This is a genomic window from Streptomyces sp. NPDC001851, assembly GCF_040297165.1.
GTDB lineage: Bacteria > Actinomycetota > Actinomycetes > Streptomycetales > Streptomycetaceae > Streptomyces.
The window spans coordinates 36,898-60,103 of the sequence record NZ_JBEOYR010000026.1; the positions used below are offsets into that span (position 1 = coordinate 36,898).

The window sequence follows — 23,206 nt, forward strand, 5'->3', positions numbered from 1 at the left end:
ACCGAGGAGAAAGCCCGTGAACCGTTCCCACCGCTGGTTCGCCGCCGCGCTCGCGGCGACCGCCGCGTTCGGCTCGCTCACGCTGACCGGACCGGCGCACGCGACGGCACCGCACGCACGCACCACCAGCACGAGCGTGGCTCCGAGCATCACCCGGCACGACGAGATCGAACGGGCGAAGACCTGGCTGACCGCCGACAACGGCAAGCCGGTCCCCTACAGCCAGGAGCGCAACTGGACCGACGGCTACCGCCAGGACTGCTCCGGCTACGCCTCCATGGCGCTCGGCCTGCCCAAGCCGGGCCCCAACACCATCGCCCTGAAGAACGACGGCTGGACGACCCCGATCCCCATGTCCGCGCTCAACCAGGGCGACCTGATCATCAAGGCCGACAGCGACTCCTCCAGGTTCCGCCACGTCGTGATCTTCGACCACTGGGCCGACGCCGACCACACCACGTACTGGGCCTACGAGCAGGCCGGCGGCGTCAGCACCCAGTACACGACCCACAACTACGGCCTGACCGCGGGGGACGGCTACCACGCCGCCCACCCCACGAACCTCGCCGACTGACCACGCCCAGGCAAACGCCGGCACAAGCACCCAACGCCCGTCCACCAAGGAGTTGATCAACCATGCGCAAGATCTCCCGCGGCATCATCGCCGCCGCCCTCACCGCCTCCGCGTTCCTCGCCGTCCCCACGATGAGCGGTGCCCACGCCGCCACCAAGGCCCCGGCCGCACCCGCCGGCGACTGCCACCTGACCGCCGACACCCCCACCTACGCCAACCACACCATCACCGGCTACGGCGGGCGCTGGGACTGCAGCTCGGACGCCACCATCATCGTCAAGCTCATGGAAAGGCACGACTTCCGACGGGACCGCGTCCTGGACCAGCAGAGGGGCTCCGGGCGCCAGATCGACCTGCACCCGAGCTACGGCTGTGAGCCGGACAGCCAGTACCGGGTCTACTCAGAGACCGACGGGCCCGGCGACGTCAAGGTGCAAAGCCCCGAAGTCACCTACCGCTGCCAGTGACCTCGCCGCGCACCTAGCCAGGCGCGCCGGGTGGCCCAGGGAGTCCAGCTCCCTGGGCCACCCGGCTCAGCCATGACAGGAGACGTTCGCCCGGCCGCGGTGGGGACCGCCGTCCAACGCGCTGCCGGGTCAGTTCTCTTCGTACAGGGCGCGGTATTCGAGGGTGTCTTCCGCGGTGACGATCTCGGCCAGGCGTTCGAACTCCGCGTAGTCCTCGTCGGTCATAATGGCGACGGCGTCGTCGACCACGGATCCCTTGGGGAGCTTGGCGAAGTACTTCATGAGCAGGTCGACGAAGGCGTCCTGCATTTCGTCGAGTTCACGCTGCCATTCGGCTTCGAGCTGTATCTGCGCCTTCGCGGCAGCCTTTTCCTCCGGGGTGAAGGTGACCAGCAGGTCGCGCTCAGCGCGGGTGAACGGACGTCCGTCGCGGTGGTAGGGGCGCGTCCGGATGTCGGGGTGGCTGAAGTCCACCTGGGTGATGAGGAGGACGACTTCGGGGCGAACGGAGGAGTGGGGCACGGGTGATTCCTTGTGTGGTGTCGTGAGATGGGTTTGTGCTGGTGACCGGCGCAGGGGAAGTGCACTGGCTGGTGGTGCTCGAGGCATGAAGTGCGGGTGCCTTGACCGGGACGGTGTGGGCTGTGAGGGCAAGGGCCCTCGCGGTGGGGTGTTTGCCGGACGCAGGCCGGCGGCGGGTGCGACGCGCTCTCGACCGAGGTGGGGACGACGCCGCCAAGAGCCTGGTGTGGGGTTTCTGGACACCAAATGCTCCGGAGGATCCCCGGTTTCGGTAACCGGGGATCGTCGGCTAGCTTCCGCCTGCGCTGGTCCGGTCAGCGCCGACGGGCGGTGCCGTTCATGGGCCGGTTCGCGGGTTGTGCGGCGGGCGTCGGGGATGTGGCGCGGTGCTTGTCTGGGGTGGTTGTGTCCTGGGGGGAGTCTGGGGCGGCGGGCAGGTGGGCGCTGCGGCGCAGGCGCCATACGAGGACGTCGCTGATGGAGCTGGCGGTGTCGAGTTCTCGCCGTTGTGTGGCTTCGGTGAGCAGGGTGGCCGGGTTGTGGCCGGCGTCCTGGGCGTCGGCGAGGGTGGCGGCCAGGGCGGGCCAGCCGGGTTCGGCCAGGATCTGTTCGGCCAGGTCGGGGACTGCGTGACGCAGCATGGCCGCCTGCCGGTGCCGCAGGGACGGGGGCATGCGGCAGCCTCGCTGCCGGAGCACGTCCATGGGGTGGGCTGCGGCGGCCTGGTAGGCGGCGCGGAGGTGTTCGGCCGTCTGGCGGGCGGCCTTCGCCTGCTGGGCATGGTGCCTCTTGGCATGCCAGTTCGCCGCGGCGATGGCGAGGAAGAAGGCCATGTCGATGAGCATGGCGGTGGTGGCGCCGTCCTCGCCGCGGCCGAGGGCGGGCCCGCTGCGGATGAGGTCGCGGGCGGCCTGGCGCAGGGCGCGGTCGTGCCCGCGTACGGCCTTGATGTGGGAGCGGGTGGCCCGCTCGAACGCGAAGGCCGCCTCGCGTAGTTCGGTGCGGGTGTGGGCGGCGGAGGTCTTGGCGAGCGCGTCCAGGATCTCCCCTGCGGCGGCGATCTGGGCCGCTGCAATGCTGTCGTCTCCGTGGTCGGTGATCAGCAGGGCCTGCCATGTGGCGGCGCTGGCCCGTCGCCGGGCGAACGCGGGACCGGTCACCGACGGCAGGGCGGACTGCTGCTCCGGCCGGGAGCTATCTACAGCGGCGGCGGCATCTGTGGGGAGGGTCCAGCGTTCGCGGATGCGGGGCAGGGACAGGTCGGGGGCGAGTTTGGACCCGGAGAAGAAGACGGGCTCGCCGTCCTTGTTGCGGTCTCCGGGGAGGGCGACGGTGTAGCCGAGGCGGTCTCCCGACGGGGCGATCCGCTGGCGTATGAGGAGTCCGGCCGAGGCGAGTCGGTCGAAGAACTCCTCTTCGCTGTGGGCGCCGGCTGCCGCCTGGCGGACGGTTTCGCGGAGCTGCTCGCGCGGGGTGCGCTGCTGGCCCTGGCGGTCGGCCTTGTGGCGTTCGGCGCTGGTGGGTCGCTTGGCGGCGGTGCCGTCCCCGGACGCGACGCGGCGCAGGTTGTAGTCGGCTTCGATGCGGCGGCATTCGGCCTGGGCGCGGCGGGCCTCGTTGTGTAGCCGGGGCCGGCGGCCGTCGTCGCGGACCAGGGTGGCGATGATGTGGACGTGATCGTCGGCGTGCCGGACGGCTGCCCACCGGCATGCGGCGTCGTCGCCGTCGGGGGCTATACCGGTGGCCGCGACCATGCGGCGGGCGATGGCCGCCCAGTCCTCATCCGACAGGATCGGATCCTCAGGCGCAGCCCGTACCGACAGGTGCCACACGTGCTTCTTCGGCCGCCGATTGGCGGGCAGGGCGTTGACGGGCTGGTCGAGCAGCCGCTGCAGCTGCCCGAAGGTGGCCTCCGGGTCGCGGCCCGGGTCGGGGGTGAGCGGGTCGAAGGCGGCCACCAGGTGCGGGTCGATGTGCTCCTCGTCGGTGCCGGGGCCGTAGAGGTAGCGGAGCAGACCGATCGTCTCGCTGCCGCGCTTGTGGATGCTGGGGATCACGCAGCGGCACCGCCGTCACGGTGGGCCAGCAGAGCATCGGCAGCGTCCGCCATCCGGCAGGCAGCATTCCGCACGGCTTTGGTCGCGGTGTCCAGATGGGGTACGTCGGCGCCTGAATTGAGGGCCTTGGCCACCTGGTTGAACAGGCCGTGGATGCGGCCCAGGTGCCGGCGGGCGGCGAACAGCTCGTCGATGACCTCCCGTTCGGTGGCGATCTCGGCTGCGGTGCGGGTCAGGTCGCGGGCGGCCTTGTCGACGGCGTAGGCGAGGAAGGCGGCGTTGGTCATCTTGCAGTGGGCGGCTGCGTCGGTGAGACGCTTGAACTCGGCGTCGTTCATACGGCAGCTGGGCTGGTGCGGACGCAGCTTCTTCTGACGCGGACGCTGACGCTTGCGTGATAGGGACTCGGCCGGCCTGTCCCCTCCCTGCTGCGGTCCGCCCTCGGCCGCAGCTTCCCTGCCCGGCGCCGCATGGCGCGGGGCGTTCTTCGCCACCTCTGGGGCGGGGACTCCGGGAGCATTGCTCCCGGGACAACTTGCTCCGACTGGGGCAGGGTTGGACGGCAGGGATTCTTCGTGGGGCATGGGGTCTTCGTGGTGCGGGGTGTGCATGGGGCCCTTCGGGTCGGGGTCTGGTTGAGAGCTCTGGCGCTGCCGGGATCAGCGGAGTGGATCGCCGGCTGCGGCTTTGAGCCGGGCCTTGAACTCGCGGACGACTCGTCCGACGCCGTCGCTGGAGACGGTGTAGCCGACGGCGCGCAGGGCGTCCTCGACCCGGTCGCGTCCGACGCTGCCGGTCTCCTCGTAGATGCGGCGAGCGTGCTTGAGGATGACCTCCTCGGAGGCGCGGGCTTTGCCGACGTCGCGCTTCTTCCGGGCAGCGGCCTTCCGCTCGCGCCTGCCCGACACGCTGCCCGCGCTGTTGCCTGTGAGCGCCGGGCTCTCTTCGGTTTCTGCCCGTGCGGGCAGCCCCGGCTCCGGGCGGGCAGGCTGCGGGCGGGCAGCCGGAGGGACCTCGTCGTCACCCGGATCTGACGGGTGCGGGCGGGCAGCGTCCTCTGCCCGCGGCAGGGGCGCAGGGCGGGCGGAGCGCGGGCGGCTGTGCCCGGAGTCCCGGGCGGGGTACGAGGCCGGGATGTGCCAGCGCGGCGGCAGGGTGATGGAGGCGAGGTCGAGGGCCTGCTTGCGGGTGGCGAGCTTGCGCAGCAGCAGTTCGTCTTGGAGCGGGTCGCCGTCGACGCCGGCCCGCTCCAGGGCCTCGTGCAGGCGTTCTGCCAGGCGTCGTTGCTGTCGCTTGCCGCGCTGGCGGTCGGTCATCGACTCGGCGCGCAGGATGAGGGCGACGGCTTCGCTGAGCGCGCGGTCGCGGATGAGGCGGGCGGCGTCGGCGTCCTGGTCGTCGATGCCGAGCCGGGCGAGGAGGCGTTCGCGTGCCTGGCGGACGAGGACGGCGGCCAGGCCGCGTGAGGCGGCGTCGGGGGTGCGGTGGCGCAGCTCGATGCCCATGGCCAGGTGCCACAGCATCGCGGCCATGACGGGGCCGACGAAGGCTCGCACGGTGCCACCGACCGGCCCGGACTCGGCGTAGGCGGGCAGGACCTGGACGGCGGTGATGACCCAGGTGAGGGTTCCGGGCAGGCCGGGTGCCTGCTTCGGGCCGTTGAGGTTCTGCCGGGCCATCAGGGCGGTGGCGAACAGGGCCAGCTCGGCGGCGGAGAACATCGCGACACGCTCGGCGGTGTTGCCGCCCATGTCGAGGTAGTCGGCGGCGAACCGCCAGCTGGTGTCCGCGCTGTACGCGGTGCAGCCGAGCGCGGCCACGGCCGCGACCGGCACCGCGACATTCCCGCGCCAGCGGTTGGTGCCGGACGGCCGGCGGTGCTGCTGGCGGTTCATCCACGCGGTGAACAGAGCGAACAGGCCGAGCAGGGCAAGAAGCGCCACGGCCATCGCGGGGGTGGGAGCCCAGTGCGACAGGAGCGAGGCAGTGCCGCCTTCGGTGGCCGAGGCTATCGGGGCAGGGGAGGGCACGTCAGGTCTCTCCAGGGGGTGCTGCGAGGGGGCTTGGATGCAGGAGGGAGGGGCGTTCACGCAGGGGGCGTTCACGCGGGCCCCCTTCTAAAGGGGGCCCCGCGCGTGATCGCTAGGGCGCGTGTACGGCGTGGACGCACCCGTGATCGCTTGACCTGCGGTTTTACGGTCAGCGTGCACGCCGTGCGCGGTTCACGGCGGCGTCTGGGGGTGAGGGCCGCGTGTACGGTCGCGTGATCGCTTCCGGGCGCTGTCGCTGGTGTGTCAGCCGACGGCGGTGAGGTGGCGTGCGGAGGCGTAGTAGCGGGTCTGCTGCCCGCCTCCGGCTCCTCCGGCGATGCCGTCGGCCTTGGTGGCCAGGCCGCTGTCGACGAGGCGGGCCAGGTGGCGGCGGGCCTTCTCCACATCGGCGCGTTCAGGCTCGCCGCCGACCAGGACGGCCGCCAGGTCGCGTGCGGTCAGCCCGCCTGGGGCGTTGCGCAGCAGGACGGCGGGGTCCTTGGTGGGGTCGACCGTGGTAGTGCCGCGCACGTGGTCGTGGGTGACGTCCAGCGGGCCGATCTCCCCGGTGGGGGTCTTGAGGTGGTGCAGGGTGACGGCTGGGTCGCCAGCCCGGCCGCTGATGAACAGGACGCTGCCCGCGCCGGCGGTGATCCAGGCGGAGCCGTAGACCTGGTCCAGGCTGGGGCGCTGGCCGCGTGGTGCGTCGGCGGTGGCCTTGCGCTGGTGGTGCAGCTCCATGATCTCCACGCCGCCTCGCAGGGCGCGCATGCGGGCGTTGTGGAAGGCGACGGCGAGGCTGTCGTCGACCATGGTGCTGACCGCGTCCTTGAGGCTGTCGATCACGATGGTGTCGGCTCGGTGGGCGGCGGCGAGGTCGGCGAGGAGGTCGGGTTCCTTGTCGAGGGTGGCGGGCAGCGGGCCCTCCCAGACCACGAGCCGCTCCCGCAGGATCTTCTCGTCGGTGGGGGAGACGCGCCGGTCCATGGCCCTGGCGATCTGTCGGGGCCGGTCCATGGCCAGGTAGAGCACGCGCCTGCTGGGGGCGACCGGCATCTCCAGGACTGTCTCCTGCAGCCCCAGCCGGGCGAAGACCACCTGGTGGGCCAGGGTGGTCTTGCCGACCCCGGGTGCGCCGACGATCATCAGGCTCTCGCCCGGCGCCCAGACGGTCTTCTCCCGGGTGCCCCACAACGGCTCGGCGTCCGCGCCGGTCTCCTTGACGAAGGACCACCCGTCTTTGGCGAAGCGGTTCAGACGTCCCTGGCCCGAGGCGAGTGCCCGCTCGCGCTCGGCCCGCATCTCCGCCTCGACCTCGCTGCGTATCGCCTCAGGGTCGGCACCCGGCTCCTGGGCGCGCTGAACGGTGCGGACGGCCGAGGCCAGCAGACGACGCAAGTTGGCCTTCGTGCGGATGATCTCCGCGTGGTGCTCCGCGCTGCCGATGTCGTAGAGCGCGCTGGCGAGCTGGTGCAGGTACGGGGCGCCGCCGACACGCTTGAGATCCCCCTGCTGCTCGAGCAGTTCGGTCAGGACGATCGGGTCGGTCGGTTTGCCCTCGCGGTGCTGGGCGAGCATCGCGCGCCAGATGGTCTCGTGGGCGGGCCGGTAGAAGGCGTTGTCGCCCAGGATAGGACGCACGGTGTCGATGACATGGCTGTGGTGCATGCAGGCGCCGAGCACCGCGCTCTCGGCGTCCAGGTTGAAGGGAGCCTGCCCAGGCTCCTCCGAGTACGGCGCGTCGCCGTACTCGAAGCGGGATGGCATGTCCGACGTGAGGCCCGTACTCTGGGCCATAGGACTCCTCTCCCGGCAGGCCACATGGAGCGCCAACTCCGGCCACCGGTCCAGATCGTCATGGTTGGGCGGTTGTGAGGATCTCCGCTTCGCCCTCGGTGTTCGCAGCACCGGGGGCTTTTGCGTTGTCCGCCTGTGTTCACCGGTGGACGGCACCATCCTACCAGCGCATTCGGGAAACATCTACTTGCATTCGGCTCGCGAATGATGTTTAGTTGTGTACCCAGGGGCCGTACGGCTATAGCCCCGCCCGGACGACCAACGCGACTGAGGAGGTGAGCATGGCCAGCGGCAAGGGCGACGACGCGCGCGCGGCGAACACGCGGCCACCGGTCGAGGACAACATCGCCGAACGCGTGAAGCTGGAGCGCGAGGCGCGCGGCTGGAGCACGGTCACCCTGGCCGAGAAGATGGCCGAGGCCGGCCACCCCATCGGCCAGTCCGCCATCTGGCGCATCGAGAGCGGCAAGCCACGCCGCCGCGTCAACACCGACGAGGCGCTCGGCTTCTGCAAGGTCTTCGACATGACCCTCGACGAACTCGCCAGCCCACCAGGGCAGATGGCCAACCCGGTCATCCGCCGGCTGGTCGGCCAGTACGTCGAGCTGTGGAAGGAATGGCGTGCCCTGGGCAAGTCCATGGACGACGTCCAGGACCAGCTCAACGAGTACACCAAGGCCCACCCCGACCAGGACGTCATGGTCCGCCACCTGCTCGCCCACGAACTGGACGTGGCCTCCAACGGCGACTTCCACCGCCACAAGGGAGCCCGCGGCCGACTGATCCGCTGGCTCGGCGACTACTTCCCGGCGGCCAAAGACCCCGACACGGCTGACGAATAGCCGCTTGCCGCAGGGGCCTCGGTGCTGCGAACACCGGCGCCCTCATGCGGGCACATCCTCACGCGCGTCTGCGCAACCGCCCAACCACCCACCACCACGACCGGTCCGATCGGAGTTGGCGCTCCGTACGTGACCGGGGTGAGGAGCCCTCTTGCCCGAGTTCCCCCTGCCCGTCACCCAGATCGCCCAGCTGCTCGGCGTCCCCGAAGGGGCCTTGCGCGCCCTGATGGCCGAACGGGGTGACGAACCTGGCGACCCCACTCTCGTCGGTCTGACCGTCGAGGAGGCCGCGCGCCGCCTCGGCATCGGCCGGACGAAGATGTACGAGTACGTCTCGTCCGGGGAGATACGTTCCGCCAAGATCGGCAGTCTGCGCCGCATACCCGCCGAGGCAGTCGGTGAATTCCTAGCCCGCCGCTACCGGACAACGGACTTCGACGCCGCGGCCTGAGGCGGGCGCGCATGGCACAGACGCCAAAGCCCCAGAAGTCCCGCCAGCCCAACGGCGCCTCCTCGATCTTCCTCGGCAAGGACGGCCGTTGGCACGGCTACGTCACCGTCGGCACCAAGGACAACGGCAAGCCCGACCGCCGCCACGTCAGCCGCAGGACCCGCCCCGAGGTCACCAAGCTGGTACGCGAGCTGGAGAAGCAGCGCGACTCAACCGGAGTCGCCAAGGCCGGTCAGACCTGGACCGTTGAGACCTGGCTGATCCACTGGGTGGAGAACATCGCCGCGCCCAGCGTCAGCGAGAACACCATCGACGGCTACCGCGTCGCCGTCTACCACCACCTCATCCCCGGCCTGGGCGCCCACCGCCTGGAGAAACTGGAGCCCGAGCACCTGGAGCGCTTCTACCGGAAGATGCAGGCGAACGGCAGCTCCGCCGGCACGGCACACCAGGCGCACCGCACCGTCCGCACGGCACTCAACGAGGCTGTACGCCGACGTCACCTCGCCACCAATCCAGCCTCCATCGCCAAGGCTCCCAAGCTCGAAGAGGAGGAGGTCGAGCCGTACACGGTCGAGGAGGTCCAGCGCCTCCTCCTCGAAGCGGACAAGCACCGCAACACCGCCCGCTGGGTCATAGCGCTCGCTCTCGGCCTCCGCCAAGGCGAGGCGCTCGGACTGAAGTGGGAAGACGTCGACTTCGATGCGGGCGTGATCCTCGTCCGCCGAGGCCGTCTGCGGCCCCGCTACCAGCACGGCTGCGGCGACAAGTGTGGCCGCAAGCCTGGCTACTGCCCGCAGAAGACCAGCGTCCGGCGCGAGACGAAGGACACCAAGACCCGCGCCGGTAAGCGCCCGATCGGCGTGCCTGAGGAGCTGCTGAAGCTGCTGCGACGGCACAGGGAGGAGCAGGAGCGCGAGCGAGTGCTTGCCCGAGACCTGTGGGTGGAGAAGGGGTACGTGTTCACCTCGCCGATCGGCGAGCCGCTCAACCCCAACACCGACTTCCACCGGTGGAAGGACCTGCTGAAGGCGGCGAAGGTCCGCGACGGTCGCCTCCACGACGCGCGGCACACCGCCGCGACCGTCCTTCTGATCCTCGGTGTCCCCGACGCGGTGGTAGACCGCATCATGGGCTGGGAGCCCGGCAAGTCCGCACGGATGCGCCGCCGGTACCAGCACCTCACCGGCCCCGTGCTTCAGCAGACAGCCGCGAAGGTCGGCGGACTGCTGTGGGGAACCGCACCCCGTCCGACCCAACCGGCACCCGGAGGTTCCGTGCCAGGCCCGAGCCAAGGTGCTGCGGCAGCGGAGTCGACCGTGTACGTCGCCCGCCTTGGTGAACGCCGTGTCCCGTTCCTACACCGGCAGCACGCCGAGACCCTGGCTACCCAGTGGCGTGCGGATCACGCCGGCCGTCAGGCGGAGGTCGAGGAGTGGGAGCACTGGAAGTGGGAGAGCGAGGGCCCTGGCGGCCTGCGGGCCGTCCGCGACCGTATGCCCGATCGCCGACTCGTTCACCACGCTCACGCCGTGTTCCTGCCCGGCGGCGACCGGCTCAACATCGGCCGCGACGAGAGATGGTCGGTTTCGGCCTGGGAGTTCGAGACCGACCTCTACACGGACCTGCCGGTGCGCTGGCACACCATCCGCCGTCCCGGCCAGGAGGTCGAGGCACAGGTTCGCGGCACCGACGAGGAAGCTGTCGCTGCCGCGTTCGCTGAAGCGTGTGCACAGGCTGTGGACCGCGCAATGAGCCCGCACAAGTACGGCGACGTCGTGGACTAGGCGTAGCTCTGCTGTGTGCCTGCCAAGCGCGATGGCTTGAGACCTCCGTCGGCGTCGTATGGCGCAGACGGAGGTTCAGGGCGGCAATCCGACTGTCGCATCCCTTCGTCTCCGGCTGCGCACATGACCCGCCGGAACTCAGCCCTTCTTCTGTTTGTACAGTTCGATGTCCCTGTTCACGAACAGCTGCACATAGCCGCAGTTCCAGCAGATCAGGCCGGTTGCCGACTCGTTCGCCCAGCCCAGGCTCATGAACTCCATTCCGGAGCTGTTGAGCTTCACCTCACGGTCCCTGAACAGGTCACCCTGACAGAAATTGCACTTGATCCACACGCCCCCGAGAGCCGCGCGAACAGGTCTGGCCATGCCTCCGTCCTTCCTGTGAACTGTTGGAGTGGTGCACCCGTCTCGCACACGAACTGCAAGGCGGGCACACGTAATCACGCTTCCGAACCGGGCCACGCCACCGCATCAGCCCTGCGACTGTCCGATCACGAAGATGGCGATGGCGTTCTTGGGATCAGGCGATGCCAGGCCGGTGGCGGGCATCGCGGTGACCGACGAGGAACCAGAGCAGACACCCGAGGAAGGGTGCCATCAAGGCGAAGACGAACCAGACCAGCTTCATCCCACCGGTGAGGTCGGACCTGACGATGGCGAGCAGAGCGCCGAAGTACAACGCGAGAACGCCGGCGACCGCGGCAGCTCCTGCGCAGCCGATCACGATAGTGCCCGTGGTGGCAAGGGCCATCTGGTGTGCGAGCTGTGCCTGCATCGTTCGTTCCTCTTGCTGGTGGGGGACTTTCGGAGCGCCCGGTCGGGCGGTCTCGGTTGACGGCGGTCCGGCTGTTTCAGGATCTCGACTGCGTCATGGGTGAGCGCCTGTCATGACGGGCGCTGTGCGGACCGCAGCAGGTAGACGCCGGCGGCAACCGGGAATGCCAGGACAGCCAGAGTCAACGGAATGAACAACGCTCCGAGGCCGAGGCCCGGCGTGCCCGCGGGAATCACCCACTGCGCCACCAGGAACAGCAGCGGCACGAGGGCGGCCGCCGTCCCGATCGCCTTGTCGCGGTTACGCCACTGGGGTGCGGTCCACAGCCACCAGATTGCACCGATCAAGGCGATGCCCAGCGGGGGCGCGAAGGCTGTCAGAAGGCCGGTTGCCGCCAGGAGTCCCACGATGGCGAAGGTACGGCTCTGGCTCGTCTGCGGAGCGGGGGGCTCCTCGCCGAGTGCGGTCGCCGCGATCGTGCGTGGGTCGCCGAGGCGTGCGAGGACGGTGCGGACCTGGTCATCGCTGGTGGCGGGCTCTGCCGCCAGCGCCACGGCGATGTGCTCCTCCAGGTCGGCCAGCAGCTCGTTTCGGCGCTCCGGGCTGAGCCCGGCCGTCTCCCGCGTCACTGCGGACAGGTAGCTGCGCACCAGCGGGTGCTCGGTGATCGTCACGGTGGTCTCCAGTCAGTCGGTGATGAAGTGGTCGACCGCGTCACGGAAGTGCGGCCAGATGGCGGTGAACTCCTTCAGCGCCGCATGCCCCGATGCCGTCAGCTCGTAGTAGCGCCGGGGCGGCCCGCTGGGGGACTCCTGCCAGCGGGTCTCCACCACTCCCTCCCGGCGCAGCCTGGACAGCAAGGGGTAGATCGTTCCCTGGCTGGTGACCATGACGCTCACCGCACCGAGAGCTTCGAGCAGCTCCACGCCGTAGCGCGGGCCGTCCCGCAGGAGAGCCAGCACGCAGTACTCCAGCACCCCCTTGCGGAGCTGGCTCTCCGCCTTGCTCGCGGTCGGCTTACCTGCGATGTCGGGTTCCATGCATTGCACAGTACCTGGTTATCTCTACAAGGTCCAAACATGATGTCGATGCACCGGGGATGCGGCCCCGCACTCAAGTCCCGCCGCCTGCGACACCCACGCCTCGCGGATCTCGGTTCACCTATGCGGACAGCTTGCGGGACATGGATCTGACAGCACAGTGACCCGTCGGGCAGGCCCTTAGACGTCGCTCCTTTGTGACCCCTGACAAGCCCTGCGGGGCATCGCCTACAGGTCGATGCCCCGCAGGGCTTCGCCCGTGTCAGCAGCTTGCCGATCGCTGCCGGAAAGTTCGCCGAACTTCGCCGAACTCTGCCGAATATGGTTTACTGCGGTCAGTGAAGGAGGTGTGACCCTGGTGTCGGAACCCCAGTTGCCTGACTGGACGAACGAAAAGATGGGGAGCATGGTCCGCGCGGCCCTATGGCTCGTGACGCAGGTCGGGGAGGGGAACGTCTACACCAAGGACCAGTTGCGAACGGCGTTCCCGGACATCGCGCAGATCGACAGGCGCCTCAGGGATCTCCGAGCGTACGGGTGGGTGCTCGATACCAACCGGGATGACGCGGCCCTGGCCCCTCATGAAGCCCGCTTCGTGCGCGCTGGTGAACCCGTCTGGGAGCCGGGCATACGGCGGACGCCACGCAGACCCGAGGAACTACGCCCGACGTTTGCGGAGCGGCTACAGGTCCGGAACCCACCGGATCCAGAAGCGGTTTGGGAGAAGCTGAAAGATCTCTCCTCGACCGAGAGGTCACTCCTCATGGCTTGGATCGCCATGGGGCACCGCCCAAGTTCACCCGTTGAACTCGCATGGCGTGCCTTCCGCAGCCTCTCCGAAGGGCAGCGCCGCGACCTGACGATCCGGCTGGGCGAGCTGATCAGCTCCGAGCTTTCCGACCAGTTGGGGGAGGGCGGCACCAGCCCTAACCCCTGAGTACAAAGACTTCCGCCGGACCCCGTGTCACCTTCCACAGATCTCCGGGCTCCGGCGGATGGCCCAACCCGTCGAATGAGGAGAAGGACCTTGTCCAGTATGCGTGTGCTTTTGGCCGAAGGCGAGCGACCGCCTAGGTATGACGTGTTGGTGGCCGCTGTCGCTGTCGGCTATGCCGCAGGCTATTCCGCCGGCGTCGGCGCTCAGGCGGAGCAGGTGATCGGAGGCGCCACTGTGGCCGCGATCGCGTGGGTGTGGGAGAGGTGGCGTCGCTGATCGCCTGCCTCGGCTGGTGACCCACCTACGTCCCCGGAGCCGGCCTCGCACTGTCGGGGTCGGCTCGGTCGCGTCTCGTGGCTCTCTACCTACTGTCAGTGGCCGTTCCTATCGTGGGGGGCATGGCTAACGGGGTGTGGCACACCGGATATGGCATAGAGATCAATTTGTCGTTACCCGACCTCGGTCACCCGGACCGGCCTGATCTGCTCCGGGAGATCACCGCGAGCGTCGCTGATCGCGACCCGCAACTGCTCGAATGCCTCGCCCACCACGAGGGGCGAGAGTGCCAGTCGGAGGCAGGCGGCAAGTCCCCCTGGATGTTCATCCGCCGCGGTCGTATAGGCGGTCGCCGCCCGCTGGTCGCCTCGCACCTGCCTATCACGCACAAGGCCACGCCGACCGAGAGCGCACAGCACAAGGCCACGAAAGAGCGGGTGGTCGGCACCGCCACCCGATACGGCCTGGACGCCGAGGCCGAGGTTCCCGTTGCCAACCGTCGAAGCGTCTCGGACGCGGTCGTCACCGGGCCTGATGGCATACGGATCGGTTGGGAGATCCAGTACCACCACCTCAGCCCCAGTAGCGTGCACCGGCGCTCGGTCAATGCCGTGGAGCACGGCATCACGCCCTTGTGGGTAGCGAAGGACAGGACGGCGTCCTTGATCGACCGGGCGCCCTGGGCACGAGTCGATGACATGCCGTGGAAGGACATCGCCGACGGCAAGGAGATGCTGATCCGAGGCGGGTACCGCCATCTCCAGGTCTGGAAATGCGTACCGAGCAGTGAGCGCCACTGCCTCGTCAGCGAGGGAGCCGGGCACTGTGGCGCGATTCACGCCGACTGGTTCGTACCCGCACTGTGCCTGCCCGAGAAAAAGCCGGTGCACATCGAGGATCTGGTCCTGCAGAGCGCCACGGGCGAGAGCGTTCCGGTCTATGTACCCAACCGCAGGAGCGGTCGTGCGGGTCGCCACATGTGGGTACCGGCCAGCGACCGCGCGCTCTGGGAGGAGATCGTAGGGGAGAAGGCACCCCTCCCTGCGGCTCCGGACCAGGAGGGCGACGATGTGATCACCTTCTCCGAGCAGGAGATCGACCGCACGTGCCGGGCCGGGGAGGAAGGCTGGTTCGTCAGCGACGCCCGGCCACTCCGTGATCTCAACCAGCCGACCGGCGGCTTCACCCTCCCGCGCATGCCTGTCCAGCGCTCCCGCGACCCGATACAGGTCACTCACGTCGAGCGGGTCGCCGCCTCCGCCGCGCTGGGATGCCTGCCCTGGGAACTGGGGCCATGCGCCGGGTGCGGCCAGCTGATGCACAGGTACGGACGGAACGCGGCCATGTACTGCCGCGCCTGTCGTGACGTCCTCAACGGCCGGTAACCGCGAACTGCAACCAAAACTGCAACCACGGAACGACGAAGGCTCCGACCGTGATCCGGTCGGAGCCTTCGTCTGCCCAGGTGGGCGGCTGCGGAGGATACGAGATTCGAACTCGTGAGGGGTTGCCCCCAACACGCTTTCCAAGCGTGCGCCCTAGGCCTCTAGGCGAATCCTCCGCCGGAAACATTACATGACCGAGGGGAGTGCTCGCGAACCCGTTCCGGCGGGCCCGCATCCGTTGCGGTCCGGGGGCCGGGATCGGGTACTGTGGGCGCAGCCCCTCACGCGGCGCTATCTGACTGAACTCCCCCAGGGCCGGAAGGCAGCAAGGGTAGGTCGGCTCTGGCGGGTGCGTGGGGGGCCCTTGCGTTCCCGGGGTGTCCGCGGCCGGGGCCGGTTGTCAGTGGGCGCCTATAACCTCGTATGCGTGTCGTCTCTCGCGCTGTACCGCCGCTATCGCCCGGAGACCTTTGCCGAGGTCATCGGGCAGGAGCATGTCACCGACCCGCTGCAGCAGGCGCTGCGGAACAACCGGGTCAATCACGCGTACCTGTTCAGCGGTCCGCGCGGCTGCGGCAAGACGACCAGCGCGCGGATCCTCGCCCGCTGTCTGAACTGTGAGCAAGGTCCCACGCCGACGCCCTGCGGGGAGTGCCAGTCGTGCCGGGACCTCGCCAGGAACGGGCCCGGTTCGATCGACGTCATCGAGATCGACGCCGCTTCCCACGGTGGCGTGGACGACGCCCGTGAGCTGCGCGAGAAGGCCTTCTTCGGCCCCGCGAGCAGCCGGTACAAGATCTACATCATCGACGAGGCCCACATGGTCACGTCGGCCGGCTTCAACGCGCTGCTGAAGGTCGTCGAGGAGCCTCCGGAGCATCTGAAGTTCATCTTCGCCACCACCGAGCCCGAGAAGGTCATCGGCACCATCCGGTCCCGGACCCATCACTACCCCTTCCGACTGGTCCCGCCCGGCACCCTGCGGGACTACCTCGGCGAGGTGTGCCAGAAGGAGGACATCCCGGTCGAGGAGGGCGTGCTGCCCCTCGTCGTGCGCGCCGGCGCCGGTTCCGTGCGTGACTCCATGTCCGTCATGGACCAGCTCCTCGCCGGTGCCGGGGAAGAGGGTGTGACCTACGCCATGGCCACCTCCCTCCTCGGCTACACCGACGGTTCTCTCCTCGACTCCGTCGTCGAGGCCTTCGCCACCGGTGACGGGGCCGCCGCCTTCGAGGTCGTGGACCGGGTCATCGAGGGCGGCAACGACCCGCGGCGCTTCGTCGCCGACCTGCTGGAGCGGCTGCGGGACCTGGTGATCCTGGCGGCCGTCCCGGACGCCGTGGAGAAGGGGCTCCTCGACGCCCCGGCCGACGTCCTGGAGCGCATGCAGGCCCAGGCCTCCACCTTCGGCGCCGCCGAGCTGAGCCGCGCCGCCGACCTCGTCAACGAGGGCCTGACGGAGATGCGCGGTGCCACCTCGCCCCGCCTCCAGCTGGAACTGATCTGCGCGCGCGTGCTGCTCCCCGCCGCCTACGGAGACGAGCGGTCCGTGATGGCCCGCCTCGACCGTCTCGAACGCGGCGTCCACTTCTCGGGCGGCGCCGGTGCGCCCGCCATGGGGTACGTCCCCGGGCCCGAGGCCCACCCCGCCGGCGCCCTGGCAGCGCCTGGCGGTGCTCCGGTGTCGCCCGCGGGCGCCCCCGTGCCGCCCGGTGGCGGCCCCGCAGCGGCCCGCGCGGCCGTACGCGCGGCCAACGGTCCGGGAGCCGGGGGGCCGCCGGGCGCTGGTGGTCCCGGGGGCGGGGGCGGTCCCGCAGTCGCCGGGCCCGGCGTTGCTGCTCCGGGTGCCGGTGGTCCTGGTACCGCCGGTCCGGGCGCCGGTGGTCCGGGCGTTGGCGGTCCCGGTGCCGCCGGTCCGGGCGTTGGCGGCCCCGGTGCCGGTGGCCCGGCTCCGGCCGCCCCGGCCCCCACGGCCCCCGCTGCCTCCACCTCCCCAGCTCCGGCAGCGCCCGTCCCAGCCTCGCCGACGCCCGCCTCCGCCCCCGCCGACCAGGCCCCGGTGCCGCCGTCCAACGCCCCTGGTGCGCCCGGCGCCTCCGCGGCCCCCGCCGGTGCTGCCACCCCGCCTCCCGCCGCTCCCGGTGCCTGGCCCACTCCCGCTGCCGCCGGAAGCGGCCGGCGCCCCGGTGGCTGGCCCACGGCCGCACCGGCGGGCGGGCAGCAGGGCGGTCAACAGGGCCAGGCCGCCCCCGGCCGGGCGGCCGCTGCGCCGCAGCACCAGGCGGGTGGCCCCGCGCAGACGGCTCCCGCGGTTCCGGCGGCCCCCGCACCGGCTCCGGCGGCAGCCGCCCCCGTCGGCGGCCTGGACCCGCGTGCGCTCTGGCCGAACATCCTGGAGGCCGTCAAGAACCGCCGCCGCTTCACCTGGATCCTGCTCAGCCAGAACGCCCAGGTGACCGGCTTCGACGGCACCACCCTCCAGCTCGGCTTCGTCAACGCCGGCGCCCGGGACAACTTCGCCGGCAGTGGCAGCGAGGACGTGCTGCGGGCGGCGCTGGCCGAGCAGTTCCACGTGCAGTGGAAGATCGAGGCGGTCGTCGACCCGTCCGGCGGCGGTTCCGCACCTCCGTCCACCGGTGGCTTCGGCGGCGGAGGCGGTTACGGCGGCACGTCCGCCGGAAGCGGCGGCTACGGCGCCTCCGCCGCGCCCCGCTCCCCGGCTCCCCAGGCGGCCTCACAGCCGGCCGCACCCGCGCAGTCCGGCCCCGCGGCCGCTCCTGCCGCACCCAGCCCCGCCCCGCGGCCCGCGGCCGCCCCCGAGCCGCCGCCCGTCTCCCTTGAGGACGACATCCCCGAGGACGACGACCCGGACCTCAACGAGTCGGCGCTCTCCGGCTACGAACTGATCGTCAGGGAGCTGGGAGCGACGGTGGTGGAGGAGTTCTCCAACGAATAGGCCGGACGAACAGCGGGACCGGCGGCCGGACCGGCTGTCGGAGGAACAGCCGCAGGACCAGCCGGAGGAGCAGGCCGGAACAGCTCGGGTGTCTTTGGAGGAAAGTCCAGCAAACCCGGGCCCCGGTCTTCGGCGACCTTGCCAGTAGGCTGACCCCGTGAAGGTCCTCGTCATCGGCAGCGGCGCCCGCGAACACGCCCTGTGCCGCTCCCTGTCCCTCGACCCCGACGTCACCGCGCTGCACTGCGCCCCCGGCAACGCCGGCATCGCCGAGGTCGCCGAGCTGCACCCGGTCGACGCGCTCGACGGCAAGGCGGTCGCCGAGCTGGCCGCAGGCCTCGGTGCCGACCTGGTCGTCGTCGGCCCGGAGGCCCCGCTGGTCGCCGGTGTGGCCGACGCCGTGCGCGCGGCGGGCATCCCGGTGTTCGGCCCGTCCAAGGAGGCCGCGCAGCTGGAGGGGTCCAAGGCCTTCGCCAAGGACGTCATGGCGACGGCCGGGGTGCCGACCGCCCGCTCCTATGTGTGCACGACGGCCGAGGAGGTCGCCGAGGCCCTCGACGCCTTCGGCGCCCCGTACGTCGTCAAGGACGACGGTCTCGCCGCCGGCAAGGGTGTCGTCGTCACCGACGACCTGGACGCCGCCAAGGCGCACGCCGCAGCCTGCGAGCGGGTGGTCATCGAGGAGTTCCTCGACGGCCCCGAGGTGTCCCTCTTCGCGATCACCGACGGCGTCACGGTCGTACCCCTCCAGCCCGCCCAGGACTTCAAGCGCGCCCTGGACGGCGACGAGGGTCCGAACACCGGCGGCATGGGCGCGTACTCGCCGCTGCCGTGGGCCGAGCCGAAGCTGGTCGACGAGGTGCTGCAGACGGTCCTGCAGCCGACGGTGGACGAACTGCACCGCCGTGGCACCCCCTTCTCCGGCCTGCTCTACGCGGGCCTGGCGATCACCGGCCGCGGCGTCCGGGTCATCGAGTTCAACGCCCGTTTCGGCGACCCGGAGACCCAGGTCGTGCTGGCCCGGCTGAGGACCCCGCTGGCCGGGCTCCTGATGGCCGCCGCCACCGGCAACCTCGCCGATCTGCCGCCCCTGCGCTGGAGCGAGGACGCGGCCGTCACCGTCGTCGTCGCCTCGCACAACTACCCGGGCACTCCGCGCACCGGCGACCCGATCACCGGTCTGGACGAGGTGGCGGCCGAGGACGCCCCGCACGCGTACGTCCTGCACGCCGGGACGAAGCGGGACGGTGACGCCGTCGTCAGCGCGGGCGGGCGCGTGCTGTCCGTCACCGCCACCGGCAAGGACCTGACCGAGGCGCGCGAGCGGGCGTACCGGGCGGTGGGCCGGATCCGTCTGGAGGGTTCCCAGCACCGCACCGACATCGCCGCGAAGGCGGCGCAGGCAGCCGTCTGAGCCTTCTGACCTGGCCTTCCGCCAGCGCACGACACCAGGGCCCCGGATTCCGAATCCGGGGCCCGATCTTTGCTGTCTGTCACCCACCTCTGACCAAAGCCATTCCATCGAGTGAGCAATGGCCCATACGGCTGACGGGGGCCGAAGCCCCAACTAGGGTGCCGCGCAAGCGTTCCGGCACTTGGCCCACCGGCATTGCGATGTCAGTGCCGGGTGCCACAGTGGGGGAGTGAGCACCACCAGGTCGGCACGGCATCGGCAGCGAGGGGGTGAGGTCCGCACGTGACCGGAATCGGTGCGGAGGCGGGCGCGCAGGCCGCGCGTTCCCGGGCCCTCGCCGTACTGCGGGTCCGGGGCCGCGCGCTGGGCGTGGCCCTGCTGCCCGCGGCTGCCGCGGTGATCCTGCTGACCGGCGTGTCCGCCGGCTATTTCGTCGGCCGGGGCTGGGACGCCGCCCGCTGGGCCGTGGGCGTCCTCGCCGTGCTGGTGCTGCTGGCCGCCGCCGGCATCGCCCTGGTCGTGGCCCGGGCCCGCCCCGCCGTCAGCCCGACGGTGCCCGTCCCGGAGCGGTCCGCCCCGGACCTGTACCGGATGGTGCGCGACCTCGCCGAGCGGCTGGATGTCCCGGCCCCCTCGGCCATAGCGCTCACCCCGGACTGCGACAGCTGGCTGGAGGACCGTACGCACGCGGCCCACGGTCCGCCCCCGCGCCCGGCGCCCGACGAGATAGCGGGCCCGGGCCGCCGCCGGGTCCCGGTGGCTCCGGTACTCGTCATCGGCTCCCCGTTCCTGTGGTGGATGCGCGTCGGCGAGCTGCGCGCGGTCCTCGCCCCGGTCATCGCCGGTACGGGCCCCTCGGCGCACCCGGACATAGCGGCCGCCCGGCGCTTTGTGCGCGGTCTGGACGCGGCGGTCGCGGTCGCCTCGACGCCGGGCCGCTGCCCGCTGGCCCGGGGGGTGTGCGCGGTCCTCGGCTGGGTGGCCCGGCTGCTGCTGCGAGGCTGCCGGGAGCATGCCACGCAGATGGAGCGCGGGGTCGCCGCGGCGGCGGCCGAGCGGGCCCAGACCGTCGACTACGGTGTCAGGATCGTCGCCCAGGAGCAGGTCGGCCTCGCCTACGCCGGCTGGGACCGGCTGCTGACCCGGGTCGCGCTGCCCGCCTGGCGGATGGGCCGCTGGCCGTCCGGGCTGGACGCGGGCGTGGTGGCGGCGCTCACCGAGCTGTCCCGGCGCGACCGCCTGGCCGAGGGCTTCACCTCCCGGCTCGGCGAGCGCCCCGCCTGCGACCTGCTGGAAGAGCCCGGCGCGATGGACGAGGCCGCCTCGCTGCTCGCCGCGCGGCTCTTCCACGGCGGTCCCGCGGAGCCCGGCCCGGACTGGGCGCCGGTGGACTGGCAGGCGTACCCGGAGGAGGTCGTGGACCGCACCTGGCGCGTCGACGCGGCCCGTCTGCACCGCGTCCTGGACTCCCTCGGCGTCCGCCCCTCGCTCGACCCCGCGGCCCCCGACCCCGGCGGCCCCACCCTGGCCCGCGTCCTGGACCACCTCACCGAGCCGGCCGCAGAAGCGGCGGCACCGGGACCCCCGCGGAACGCCGCGCAAGCGGCCGACGGCGAGCACCCCCCACAGGGGCCGCCCGCACCCGCCCACGAAAGCCGCCCGGGCGGTGCCGGCGGCAACCCCAGTCCCGCTGACGGCGACGCCGAGGCGGACGCCTCCCGCGCCGACGCGCCGCGGGCAACCCGCGACGGCGAGGGGGAACCGGCGGCCGAAGCCCCCGGCAGGGAACGCAGCGCCGCCCTCGCCGCCGGTCTCACCGCCGCGTTGGCCCGTGAGGAGTCCGGCGGGTCAGGGGGCGCGACCGCGACCGGCCGGAGCCCCCAGAGCGCCCTGTGGGACGACGACGGGCTGCCGCTGTTCCCGCTGCAGCCCCCGCGCACCCCCCGCGACCTGCTCACCGACCACGTCACGGCGATGGTGTGCTGCGCGGCCGTCGACACCGCCGGCGCGGTTCCCGCCCTGGACTGGCTGGACGGCCCCTCCCTGCTGCTGGGCGGCGAGCGTGCCGCCGATCTCACGCCCAGGGTGCTCAGCCTGGTCGAGGAGGGAGACCCGGGCCCGCTGCGCGACTGGCTGGCCGCGTCCGGGATACGCCCGGAAAAGCCCGTACGGCTCGTTTAACGGGAGCCGTGTCTTCCAGTTCAGGTCAATTCGCAACGAGTAGTGACCGACCCCGTGCGTTATGTGATGTGCTGGGAACGACCACGCACCTGGCAAAGGCGTGCGACATACGACAGCACGGCCGAGCCCGGTGCGTACCACCGAGCACGGCGAGCACCACCGAGACAGGACGACACGGGGGCATGAGGGAGGGGACGGCCATGGCCTCGGACCACATTCGTCGCTGGGAGTCCGGAGCGCTCGCGCACGCCGTCACGGATCCTTTCGGCCAGGGCCCGGTGCCCTGGCTGCGCGGCAGCGAGACGTACTTCGACGACACCGGTCATGTCGTGCCCTGGTACGTCGACCCGAGCCCGCAGCAGCTCACCGGCGGCAGGCCCCGGGTGCCCGCGCCGCGCGCGGGCGGCACCGGCCTCCGCGCGGCCGACGACGTGCACCGCCAGATCAAGGGCTTCACCTCCACCGGCGCGGTCAGGCCCGGCGAGGCGATCGACTTCCACGTCACCGTCGATCCGCCCCAGGAGTTCGGCGTCGACGTCTACCGGATCGGCCACTACGGCGGCGACGGCGCCTCCAAGATCACCACCAGCCCGCGGCTGTCCGGCATCGTCCAGCTCCCGCCGCTGGCCGCGGACCGCACGGTCTCCTGCCACCACTGGTGGCTGTCCTGGCGCCTCCAGGTGCCCTCCCACTGGCACATCGGCGCCTATGTGGCCGTCCTCACCACCGCCGACGGCTACCGCTCCCACGTACCGTTCACGGTCCGCGACGACCACCCCGCCGACCTGCTCCTGCTGCTGCCGGACATCACCTGGCAGGCGTACAACCTGTACCCGGAGGACGGCCGCACCGGCGCCAGCCTCTACCACGCCTGGGACGAGCAGGGCCGGCTGCTCGGCGAGGCCGACGCGGCGACCACGGTCTCCTTCGACCGCCCCTACGCGGGCGCCGGCCTGCCCCTGCACGTCGGGCACGCCTACGACTTCATCCGCTGGGCCGAGCGCTACGGCTACGACCTCGCCTACGCCGAGGCCCGCGACCTGCACGCCGGCCGCGTCGACCCCAGCCGCTACCGGGGCCTGGTCTTCCCCGGCCACGACGAGTACTGGTCGGCACCGATGCGCCGGGCCGTCGAGGACGCCCGCGACCGGGGCACCTCGCTGGTCTTCCTCTCCGCCAACACCATGTACTGGCAGGTGGAGCTGGGCCCGTCCCCGTCCGGCGTACCGGACCGGCTGCTGACCTGCCGCAAGCGCAAGGGCCCCGGAAAGCCGGTGCTGTGGCGCGAGATCGACCGGCCCGAGCAGCAACTGGTCGGCATCCAGTACGCGGGCCGCGTACCCGAACCGCACCCGCTGATCGTGCGCAACGCCGGCCACTGGCTGTGGGAGGCGACGGGCGCGCACGAGGGCGACGAGATCGCGGGCCTGGTGGCGGGCGAGGCCGACCGGTACTTCCCGCGCACCCCGCTGCCCGAGCACGAGGAGCGCATCCTGCTCGCCCACTCCCCGTACACCGACAGCGAGGGCGCCCTGCGCCACCAGGAGACCTCCCTCTACCGGGCCCCCTCCGGCGCCTGGGTCTTCGCCTCCGGCACCTTCGCCTGGTCCCCGGCCCTGGACCGCCCCGGCCATGTGGACCCCCGCATCCAGCGCGCCACGGCGAACCTGCTGGACCGCATCTGCAAACGCGACTGACGACCCCCCGGCCGCGGT

General features: G+C 71.2%; 20 protein-coding genes, 1 tRNA gene and 1 other RNA gene. 12 read left to right on the top strand and 10 right to left on the bottom strand.

Annotation, left to right across the window (positions count from 1 at the left end):
* The first annotated feature begins 16 nt into the window (after positions 1 to 16).
* Together ABT171_RS31585 and ABT171_RS31590 are read left to right on the top strand one after the other, a co-directional pair.
* The gene (locus ABT171_RS31585; RefSeq protein ID WP_351249815.1) at positions 17 to 574 is read left to right on the top strand and encodes a hypothetical protein; all 558 of its coding nucleotides are present in this window, start codon (positions 17 to 19) and stop codon (positions 572 to 574) included.
* A gap of 62 nt (positions 575 to 636) precedes the next feature.
* Positions 637 to 1,041: a hypothetical protein gene (locus ABT171_RS31590; protein ID WP_069779983.1), complete on the top strand. Its 405-nt coding sequence runs from the start codon at positions 637 to 639 to the stop codon at positions 1,039 to 1,041.
* A 129-nt stretch (positions 1,042 to 1,170) separates the two neighbouring features.
* Here the strand turns inward: ABT171_RS31590 and ABT171_RS31595 are convergent, their stop codons facing one another.
* The 5 genes from ABT171_RS31595 to ABT171_RS31615 all read right to left on the bottom strand — a co-directional run bounded on the left by ABT171_RS31595 (position 1,171) and on the right by ABT171_RS31615 (position 7,447).
* Positions 1,171 to 1,563, bottom strand: a complete 393-nt coding sequence (locus ABT171_RS31595) for a hypothetical protein (protein WP_069779984.1) — start codon at positions 1,561 to 1,563, stop codon at positions 1,171 to 1,173.
* A gap of 314 nt (positions 1,564 to 1,877) precedes the next feature.
* Positions 1,878 to 3,620: a relaxase/mobilization nuclease domain-containing protein gene (locus ABT171_RS31600; protein WP_351249817.1), complete on the bottom strand. Its 1,743-nt coding sequence runs from the start codon at positions 3,618 to 3,620 to the stop codon at positions 1,878 to 1,880.
* Positions 3,617 to 3,958: a hypothetical protein gene (locus tag ABT171_RS31605; protein WP_069779985.1), complete on the bottom strand. Its 342-nt coding sequence runs from the start codon at positions 3,956 to 3,958 to the stop codon at positions 3,617 to 3,619. The genes ABT171_RS31600 and ABT171_RS31605 overlap by 4 nt, the downstream gene beginning before the upstream one ends.
* A gap of 321 nt (positions 3,959 to 4,279) precedes the next feature.
* A complete protein-coding gene (locus ABT171_RS31610) occupies positions 4,280 to 5,569 on the bottom strand; it encodes a hypothetical protein (protein ID WP_351249819.1) in 1,290 nt (429 codons plus the stop codon).
* 345 nt (positions 5,570 to 5,914) lie between these two features.
* Positions 5,915 to 7,447: a DnaB-like helicase N-terminal domain-containing protein gene (locus tag ABT171_RS31615; protein ID WP_351249821.1), complete on the bottom strand. Its 1,533-nt coding sequence runs from the start codon at positions 7,445 to 7,447 to the stop codon at positions 5,915 to 5,917.
* A gap of 281 nt (positions 7,448 to 7,728) precedes the next feature.
* On the opposite strand from ABT171_RS31615, the gene ABT171_RS31620 reads away from it, so the two are divergent.
* From ABT171_RS31620 to ABT171_RS31630, 3 genes are all read left to right on the top strand, one after another.
* A complete protein-coding gene (locus ABT171_RS31620) occupies positions 7,729 to 8,289 on the top strand; it encodes a helix-turn-helix domain-containing protein (protein WP_069779988.1) in 561 nt (186 codons plus the stop codon).
* Between the two features lie 151 nt (positions 8,290 to 8,440).
* A complete protein-coding gene (locus ABT171_RS31625; protein WP_069779989.1) occupies positions 8,441 to 8,740 on the top strand; it encodes a helix-turn-helix domain-containing protein in 300 nt (99 codons plus the stop codon).
* 11 nt (positions 8,741 to 8,751) lie between these two features.
* Entirely contained in the window at positions 8,752 to 10,527 is a 1,776-nt protein-coding gene (locus ABT171_RS31630) for a tyrosine-type recombinase/integrase (protein WP_069779990.1), read from the top strand.
* Positions 10,528 to 10,665: 138 nt separating this feature from the next.
* Here the strand turns inward: ABT171_RS31630 and ABT171_RS31635 are convergent, their stop codons facing one another.
* From ABT171_RS31635 to ABT171_RS31650, 4 genes are all read right to left on the bottom strand, one after another.
* Positions 10,666 to 10,893: a hypothetical protein gene (locus tag ABT171_RS31635; protein ID WP_069779991.1), complete on the bottom strand. Its 228-nt coding sequence runs from the start codon at positions 10,891 to 10,893 to the stop codon at positions 10,666 to 10,668.
* A gap of 154 nt (positions 10,894 to 11,047) precedes the next feature.
* Positions 11,048 to 11,302: a PLD nuclease N-terminal domain-containing protein gene (locus ABT171_RS31640; protein ID WP_069779992.1), complete on the bottom strand. Its 255-nt coding sequence runs from the start codon at positions 11,300 to 11,302 to the stop codon at positions 11,048 to 11,050.
* A 110-nt stretch (positions 11,303 to 11,412) separates the two neighbouring features.
* On the bottom strand, positions 11,413 to 11,976 hold the full coding sequence (locus ABT171_RS31645) for a DUF1700 domain-containing protein (RefSeq protein ID WP_069779993.1): 564 nt from the start codon (positions 11,974 to 11,976) through the stop codon (positions 11,413 to 11,415).
* 12 nt (positions 11,977 to 11,988) lie between these two features.
* The gene (locus ABT171_RS31650; RefSeq protein WP_069779994.1) at positions 11,989 to 12,342 is read right to left on the bottom strand and encodes a PadR family transcriptional regulator; all 354 of its coding nucleotides are present in this window, start codon (positions 12,340 to 12,342) and stop codon (positions 11,989 to 11,991) included.
* Between the two features lie 349 nt (positions 12,343 to 12,691).
* Here ABT171_RS31650 and ABT171_RS31655 point away from each other — a divergent pair, with 349 nt between their 5' ends.
* Both ABT171_RS31655 and ABT171_RS31660 read left to right on the top strand, forming a co-directional pair.
* On the top strand, positions 12,692 to 13,279 hold the full coding sequence (locus tag ABT171_RS31655; RefSeq protein ID WP_069779995.1) for a KpnI family restriction enzyme N-terminal domain-containing protein: 588 nt from the start codon (positions 12,692 to 12,694) through the stop codon (positions 13,277 to 13,279).
* A 374-nt stretch (positions 13,280 to 13,653) separates the two neighbouring features.
* Positions 13,654 to 14,940 (top strand): competence protein CoiA family protein, encoded by a 1,287-nt coding sequence (locus tag ABT171_RS31660; protein ID WP_351249825.1) that lies wholly within the window; start codon positions 13,654 to 13,656, stop codon positions 14,938 to 14,940.
* A 91-nt stretch (positions 14,941 to 15,031) separates the two neighbouring features.
* Here ABT171_RS31660 and ABT171_RS31665 read toward each other — a convergent pair.
* Positions 15,032 to 15,116, bottom strand: a tRNA-Ser gene (locus tag ABT171_RS31665).
* Positions 15,117 to 15,213: 97 nt separating this feature from the next.
* Between ABT171_RS31665 and ffs the strand changes: the two genes are divergently transcribed.
* The 5 genes from ffs to ABT171_RS31690 all read left to right on the top strand — a co-directional run bounded on the left by ffs (position 15,214) and on the right by ABT171_RS31690 (position 23,188).
* Positions 15,214 to 15,308: signal recognition particle sRNA small type (ffs, locus tag ABT171_RS31670), an RNA gene on the top strand.
* Between the two features lie 59 nt (positions 15,309 to 15,367).
* On the top strand, positions 15,368 to 17,896 hold the full coding sequence (locus tag ABT171_RS31675) for a DNA polymerase III subunit gamma and tau (RefSeq protein ID WP_351249827.1): 2,529 nt from the start codon (positions 15,368 to 15,370) through the stop codon (positions 17,894 to 17,896).
* Positions 17,897 to 18,053: 157 nt separating this feature from the next.
* Positions 18,054 to 19,310 (top strand): phosphoribosylamine--glycine ligase, encoded by a 1,257-nt coding sequence (purD, locus tag ABT171_RS31680; RefSeq protein WP_351249829.1) that lies wholly within the window; start codon positions 18,054 to 18,056, stop codon positions 19,308 to 19,310.
* A gap of 282 nt (positions 19,311 to 19,592) precedes the next feature.
* Positions 19,593 to 21,491 (top strand): M48 family metalloprotease, encoded by a 1,899-nt coding sequence (locus ABT171_RS31685; protein WP_351249831.1) that lies wholly within the window; start codon positions 19,593 to 19,595, stop codon positions 21,489 to 21,491.
* Positions 21,492 to 21,691: 200 nt separating this feature from the next.
* The gene (locus tag ABT171_RS31690) at positions 21,692 to 23,188 is read left to right on the top strand and encodes a N,N-dimethylformamidase beta subunit family domain-containing protein (protein WP_351249833.1); all 1,497 of its coding nucleotides are present in this window, start codon (positions 21,692 to 21,694) and stop codon (positions 23,186 to 23,188) included.
* Positions 23,189 to 23,206 lie beyond the last annotated feature (18 nt).

What these genes read in the sequence shown, in the direction of transcription:
- ABT171_RS31620 (WP_069779988.1), top strand. Translation starts at nt 7,729, where the DNA reads ATGGCCAGCGGCAAGGGCGACGACGCGCGCGCGGCGAACACGCGGCCA.
- ABT171_RS31690 (WP_351249833.1), top strand. Translation starts at nt 21,692, where the DNA reads ATGGCCTCGGACCACATTCGTCGCTGGGAGTCCGGAGCGCTCGCGCAC.
- ABT171_RS31590 (WP_069779983.1), top strand. Translation starts at nt 637, where the DNA reads ATGCGCAAGATCTCCCGCGGCATCATCGCCGCCGCCCTCACCGCCTCC.
- ABT171_RS31635 (WP_069779991.1), bottom strand. Translation starts at nt 10,893, where the DNA reads ATGGCCAGACCTGTTCGCGCGGCTCTCGGGGGCGTGTGGATCAAGTGC.
- ABT171_RS31610 (WP_351249819.1), bottom strand. Translation starts at nt 5,569, where the DNA reads ATGGCCGTGGCGCTTCTTGCCCTGCTCGGCCTGTTCGCTCTGTTCACC.
- ABT171_RS31630 (WP_069779990.1), top strand. Translation starts at nt 8,752, where the DNA reads ATGGCACAGACGCCAAAGCCCCAGAAGTCCCGCCAGCCCAACGGCGCC.
- ABT171_RS31640 (WP_069779992.1), bottom strand. Translation starts at nt 11,302, where the DNA reads ATGCAGGCACAGCTCGCACACCAGATGGCCCTTGCCACCACGGGCACT.
- ABT171_RS31650 (WP_069779994.1), bottom strand. Translation starts at nt 12,342, where the DNA reads ATGGAACCCGACATCGCAGGTAAGCCGACCGCGAGCAAGGCGGAGAGC.
- ABT171_RS31605 (WP_069779985.1), bottom strand. Translation starts at nt 3,958, where the DNA reads ATGAACGACGCCGAGTTCAAGCGTCTCACCGACGCAGCCGCCCACTGC.
- ABT171_RS31615 (WP_351249821.1), bottom strand. Translation starts at nt 7,447, where the DNA reads ATGGCCCAGAGTACGGGCCTCACGTCGGACATGCCATCCCGCTTCGAG.